Raw genomic sequence first — 5,686 nt, 5'->3', positions numbered from 1 at the left:
CCCGTGAGACTGCTCCCGACAGCCAACCCACCCTCCGGGAGCACCTCGATGACCGACACCCTGATCAAAGTCGACCTCAACCAACCCGTCACCGAAAACGAACAGATCCACAACCGTTGGCACCCGGACATCCCGATGGCTTGCTGGGTCAAACCCGGCGATGACTTCATCCTCGAAACCTACGACTGGACCGCCGGCGCCATCAAGAACAACGACGACGCCAGCGACGTGCGCGACGTCGACCTCTCCACCGTGCATTACCTCTCCGGCCCGGTGGGCGTACACGGCGCCGAACCCGGCGACTTGCTGGTGGTCGACCTGCTCGACATCGGCGCCAAGGCCGACTCCCAGTGGGGCTTCAACGGGTTCTTCTCGCGCCAGAACGGCGGCGGCTTTCTCACCGATCACTTCCCCAGCGCGCAAAAAGCCATCTGGGATTTCAAGGGCATGTTCACCAGCTCCCGGCACATCCCGGGCGTCAATTTTGCGGGCCTGATCCACCCCGGCCTGATCGGCTGCCTGCCCGACCCGGTGATGCTCGCCGACTGGAATCGTCGCGAGCAGGAGCTGATCGACACCAACCCGACCCGCGTCCCACCCCTGGCCAACGCCCCGCTGGCCGCCACCGCGCACATGGGCAAACTCAAGGGCTCGGCCCGTGATGATGCCGCCGCCACCGGTGCCCGCACCGTGCCGCCCCGTGAGCATGGCGGCAACTGCGATATCAAGGATTTGTCCCGCGGCTCGAAGATCTATTTCCCGGTGTACGTCAACGGCGCCGGCCTGTCGGTGGGCGACTTGCACTTCAGCCAGGGCGACGGCGAAATCACCTTTTGCGGCGCCATCGAAATGGCCGGCTGGGTGCACATGAAGGTCGAGCTGATCAAGGGCGGCATGGCCAAATACGGGATCAAGAACCCGGTGTTCAAGCCAAGCCCGATCACCCCGAACTACAAGAACTACCTGATCTTCGAAGGCATCTCCGTCGACGAACAGGGCCAGCAGCATTACCTGGACGTCAATGTCGCTTACCGCCAGGCCTGCCTGAATGCGATCAACTACCTGACCAAGTTCGGCTACTCGCCGGCCCAGGGGTATGCGTTGCTCGGCTCGGCGCCGGTGCAGGGGCATATCAGCGGCGTGGTGGACATCCCCAACGCCTGCGCGACGTTGTGGCTGCCGACTGAAATCTTCGAGTTCGACATCAACCCCAACGCCAACGGCCCGACCCAATTCCTCGACGGCAGCATTGACCTGCCCATTGCACCGGACCTGTAGCCATGCCGACCTATGAATATGCCTGTGAGTCCTGCGGCACCTTCACGATGCTGCGGCCCATGGCCCAGCGTCACGAACCCAGCCAATGCCCGTATTGCGACGGCCCGGGCGGGCAGTTGCTGCTGTCGGCGCCGGCGCTGACCACGCTGTCGGCCAATCAGCGCAAGGCCATAGCCGGTAACGAGCGCAGCGCCCATGCGCCGCAAACCGTCGGCGAATATCAGGCAGCGCGCAAGCACCCGGCGGGCTGCAGTTGCTGTGGCACCAGCAAGCCGGTGGTGCCGAGCAAGGCCAACCCGCTGGGGCTCAAGACCAGGACCGGGCCACGGCCCTGGATGATCAGTCATTGACCGAGGAGATTTGCAATGCGCCATGGCGACATTTCCAGCAGCCCGGACACGGTCGGCGTTGCTGTCGTGAACTACAAGATGCCGCGCCTGCACAGCAAGGCCGAAGTCATCGATAACGCGAAGAAGATTGCCGAGATTATTGTCGGCATGAAGCAGGGTTTGCCCGGCATGGACCTGGTGGTGTTCCCCGAATACAGCACCATGGGGATCATGTACGACCACGACGAGATGATGGCGACCGCCGCGAGTATTCCCGGCGAGGAGACGGCGATTTTCTCCGCGGCCTGCCGCCAGGCCAATACCTGGGGCGTGTTTTCCCTGACCGGTGAACGCCACGAGGAGCACCCGCACAAGGCGCCGTACAACACGCTGGTGCTGATCAATAACCTCGGCGAGATCGTCCAGCGTTATCGCAAGTGCATTCCGTGGTGTCCGATCGAAGGTTGGTATCCCGGCGACCGCACCTACGTGTGCGACGGGCCCAAGGGCATGAAGGTCAGCCTGATCATCTGCGACGACGGCAACTACCCGGAGATCTGGCGTGACTGTGCGATGAAAGGCGCCGAGCTGATCGTGCGCTGCCAGGGCTATATGTACCCGGCCAAGGAGCAGCAGGTGCAGATGTCCAAGAGCATGGCCTGGGCCAATAACTGCTACGTGGCGGTGGCGAATGCGGCGGGGTTCGACGGGGTGTATTCGTACTTCGGGCACTCGGCGATCATCGGCTTCGATGGCCGTACCCTGGGCGAGTGCGGCGAGGAAGAGATGGGCATTCAGTACGCCCAGCTGTCGGTGTCGCAGATCCGCGATGCGCGGGCCAACGACCAGTCGCAGAACCATCTGTTCAAGTTGCTGCACCGTGGCTACACCGGCATGCATGCCTCGGGCGATGGGGACAAGGGCGTGGCGGATTGCCCATTCGAGTTCTATCGCACCTGGGTGCTGGACGCGCAAAAGGCCCAAGAGAATGTCGAGGCCTTCACCCGCAGCACCGTCGGTGTCGCCGAATGCCCGGTGGGGCAGTTGCCCCATGGCGGTAAAGAAAAAACGGCGGGTTGAGGCATGCGGTTTACTTTTGAACCGGCCCAGGTCATGGCCTTGCTGCGCAGCCGTATCGTTGGCCAGGACGCAGCCCTGGCCCAAATGGAAGGGTTGCTCAAGGTGGTCAAGGCCGATATCGGTGAGCGTGAGCGGCCGTTGAGCGTCAACCTGTTCATGGGGCCTACCGGGGTCGGCAAGACGGAAATCGTCCGGCTGCTGGCGCAGGCGTTGCACGGGCGTGCCGACGGGTTCTGCCGTATCGACATGCACACCCTGGCCCAGGAGCATTATGCCGCCGCACTCACCGGTGCACCGCCGGGTTATGTCGGCAGCAAGGAGGGCATCAGCCTGTTCAACAGCGAACTGATCCAGGGTAGCTACAGCCGCCCTGGTATCGTGCTGTTCGACGAGTTGGAGAAAGCCAGCCAGGAAGTGGTGCGCAGCCTGCTGGGCATCCTTGAAAACGGCCAGCTGACGCTGGCGGGCGGCACTCGAACGCTGGACTTTCGCAACAGCCTGATCTTCATGACCAGCAATATCGGCGCCCAGCAGGCGCGTCGGCACCGGCAACGCTTTGCCCCGTTGCGCTGGTGGGGGCGCGGTGAAGCGGGGGTGTTGGAGGACGCCTTGCACCGCCACTTCGAGCCGGAATTTCTCAATCGCATCGATCGTATCCTGATGTTCGAGCCCATCGACCATCAGTGGCTTGAGGCGCTGCTCAAGGTGGAACTCGGCAAACTCAATCAACGCCTGGCGGCGCAGCACCGGTCATTGGTGCTGGATGAATCGGCACGCGCCTGGTTGTGCCGCGACCATGACGTACGGTTCGGCGCCCGCGCCTTGGGCCGCCGATTGCGGGTGGAGCTGGAGCCGGCGATTGCCGAATGCGTATTGCGCGACCCGGGTGTGGGCCCCATGGGCGCGACTGTCGACGGTGATCGTTTGGTGGTTTCGCAACAAGCGGCTTGCAACAAATAAATTCCAAGCTAATATAACCCGGGTAAAACAATATATACCGGGTAAAAGTCATGAGCGCATCACACTGCACCGCCTTCCTTGGCCACCAACGCGTGGCTGCCGGCTCTTATGCCGACGTCGCCAAAAACCTGAAAAGCCTCGACCTGGCGACGGGCAGCTTGCTGGTGTTTGATGACGCCAGCGGTGTTCAAGTCGACTATCCCTGGCCCGCCGGTTACGCACCGCAGCAACCGACCGTCGCGGTGACGGAGGCCGACGTGCCGGCGTCACCTACTGTAGGCCGTCCGAAGCTGGGGGTGGTCGCCCGTGAAGTGACCTTGCTGCCGAGGCACTGGGAGTGGCTGGGACAACAACGCGGCGGCGCCTCGGCGGCCTTGCGCCGGTTGGTGGACGAAGCGCGCAACGCCCATGCCGAGCACGATGAGCGGCGCCAGGCGAAGGAGTCCAGCTATCGTTTCATGAGCGCCATCGGCGGCGACCTGCCAGGTTTTGAAGAAGCCTCGCGGGCGTTGTTTGCCCAGGACGGCGCGGAATTTTCCAACAAGATCGCGCACTGGCCGGTGGATGTGAAGTTGTACCTGGCCTGGTTGTCACGCAACGCTTTCCCTGCCTAATTGCATTGAGATCCGAACCTTCATGGAAGTCACCCAGCAACGACCGTTGTGGCAGATCTACCTGATCTTTCTGGCACCCATGGTGCTGTCCAATTTCCTCCAGAGCTTTTCCGGCACGCTGAACGGGATCTATGTCGGGCAGATGCTCGGCACCCAGGCGTTGGCGGCGGTGTCGGGGATGTTCCCCATCGTGTTTTTCTTTATCGCCCTGGTGATCGGCCTGGGGGCGGGTGCTTCGGTGCTGATCGGCCAGGCGTGGGGCGCGCAGGAGACCTCGATGGTCAAGTCGATCACTGGCGCCACCCTGACCCTCGGCGCCCTGATCGGGGTGATCGCGGCGGTGCTGGGCAGCGTGTTTGCGCGCCCGGCGATGCAGGCCCTGGGCACACCGGTGGATGTGCTGGATGACGCGGTGGGTTATGCGCAGATGATGATGCTGATCATGCCGCTGTTGCTGGTGTTCATCCTGTTCACCCAACTGCTGCGGGGCGTGAGTGACACGGTGTCGCCCTTATTGGCGCTGATGGTGTCGACCACCGTGGGCCTGGTGCTGACCCCTGCGCTGATCAAGGGTTGGCTGGGCCTGCCGCCGATGGGTATCCAGAGCGCGGTGGTGGCGGGGTTGGTGGGTAATGCCCTGGCGATGACGTTCCTGGTGCTGCGCCTGCGCCATAAAAACCACGTGATGGCGCCGGATCGCCAGTTGATGGCGGCGCTGCGGCTGGATCGGGTGATCCTGGGCAAGGTCCTGCGTATCGGGTTGCCTACGGGGTTGCAGATGGTGGTGCTGTCGTTGTCGGAGCTGGTGATTCTGGCGCTGGTCAACAGCCATGGTTCCCAGGCGACGGCGGCGTATGGGGCGGTGACGCAGATCGTCAACTATGTGCAGTTTCCGGCATTGTCGATTGCGATCACCGCGTCGATTCTGGGGGCGCAGGCGATCGGGGCGGGGCGCCTGGAGCGGATCGGGCCGATCCTGCGTACGGGGATTTTGATCAACCTGTGCCTGACGGGTGGGTTGATAGTGCTGGGGTATGTGTTGTCGCACTGGCTGTTGGGGTTGTTCATTACCGACGTGGATGCGCGGGTCAAGGCCGAGCACCTGCTGCATATCATGCTCTGGAGCATCCTGGTGTTCGGTTTCCAGGCCGTGGTGGGCGGGATCATGCGGGCCAGCGGGGTGGTGCTGGTGCCGGTGGGGATCTCGATCGTTTGCGTGTTGGGGGTGGAGTTGCCGGTGGCGTATCTGCTGAATGCGCGGTTTGGGCTGGAAGGGGTGTGGATGGCGTTTCCGGTGACGTATCTGGCGATGTTGGGGTTGCAGACGGCTTATTACCGGCTGGTTTGGCGGCATAAGCAGATCAAGCGGTTGGTGTGAGGTTTTTTTGCCGGGGCGGGGCGGGGTGTACATATCCGTTCTTTAGG

6 protein-coding genes are annotated in these 5,686 nt (G+C 62.8%); all 6 read left to right on the top strand.

All coding sequences use genetic code 11. The features are described 5' to 3' along the window. The first annotated feature begins 48 nt into the window (after nucleotides 1–48). Genes fmdA through HX869_RS30365 form a run of 6 tightly spaced genes read left to right on the top strand, consistent with a single transcriptional unit; the run spans nucleotide 49 to nucleotide 5,639 of the window. The gene (fmdA, locus tag HX869_RS30390; RefSeq protein ID WP_076016701.1) at nucleotides 49–1,278 is read left to right on the top strand and encodes a formamidase; all 1,230 of its coding nucleotides are present in this window, start codon (nucleotides 49–51) and stop codon (nucleotides 1,276–1,278) included. A gap of 2 nt (nucleotides 1,279–1,280) precedes the next feature. Beyond that, entirely contained in the window at nucleotides 1,281–1,628 is a 348-nt protein-coding gene (locus tag HX869_RS30385) for a zinc ribbon domain-containing protein (protein WP_008432727.1), read from the top strand. A 15-nt stretch (nucleotides 1,629–1,643) separates the two neighbouring features. After that, nucleotides 1,644–2,687 (top strand): aliphatic amidase, encoded by a 1,044-nt coding sequence (locus tag HX869_RS30380; RefSeq protein WP_003218599.1) that lies wholly within the window; start codon nucleotides 1,644–1,646, stop codon nucleotides 2,685–2,687. A 3-nt stretch (nucleotides 2,688–2,690) separates the two neighbouring features. Further along, complete coding sequence (locus tag HX869_RS30375; protein ID WP_178904118.1) at nucleotides 2,691–3,647, top strand: AAA family ATPase; 957 nt, start codon at nucleotides 2,691–2,693, stop codon at nucleotides 3,645–3,647. Nucleotides 3,648–3,697: 50 nt separating this feature from the next. Next, nucleotides 3,698–4,261 carry a DUF2239 family protein gene (locus HX869_RS30370; RefSeq protein WP_008432729.1) on the top strand — a complete coding sequence of 188 codons (564 nt, stop codon included), beginning with the start codon at nucleotides 3,698–3,700 and terminating at the stop codon, nucleotides 4,259–4,261. Between the two features lie 22 nt (nucleotides 4,262–4,283). Then, nucleotides 4,284–5,639: an MATE family efflux transporter gene (locus HX869_RS30365; protein WP_003218590.1), complete on the top strand. Its 1,356-nt coding sequence runs from the start codon at nucleotides 4,284–4,286 to the stop codon at nucleotides 5,637–5,639. Nucleotides 5,640–5,686: the final 47 nt, after the last annotated feature.

This window comes from Pseudomonas sp. P7779, from assembly GCF_013386315.1.
Classification (GTDB): domain Bacteria; phylum Pseudomonadota; class Gammaproteobacteria; order Pseudomonadales; family Pseudomonadaceae; genus Aquipseudomonas.
This window is presented reverse-complemented; position numbering and strand designations above follow the sequence as displayed.

Coding starts and splice junctions, on each gene's coding strand:
- fmdA (WP_076016701.1), top strand. CDS start 49: ATGACCGACACCCTGATCAAAGTCGACCTCAACCAACCCGTCACCGAA.
- HX869_RS30375 (WP_178904118.1), top strand. CDS start 2,691: ATGCGGTTTACTTTTGAACCGGCCCAGGTCATGGCCTTGCTGCGCAGC.
- HX869_RS30380 (WP_003218599.1), top strand. CDS start 1,644: ATGCGCCATGGCGACATTTCCAGCAGCCCGGACACGGTCGGCGTTGCT.
- HX869_RS30365 (WP_003218590.1), top strand. CDS start 4,284: ATGGAAGTCACCCAGCAACGACCGTTGTGGCAGATCTACCTGATCTTT.
- HX869_RS30370 (WP_008432729.1), top strand. CDS start 3,698: ATGAGCGCATCACACTGCACCGCCTTCCTTGGCCACCAACGCGTGGCT.
- HX869_RS30385 (WP_008432727.1), top strand. CDS start 1,281: ATGCCGACCTATGAATATGCCTGTGAGTCCTGCGGCACCTTCACGATG.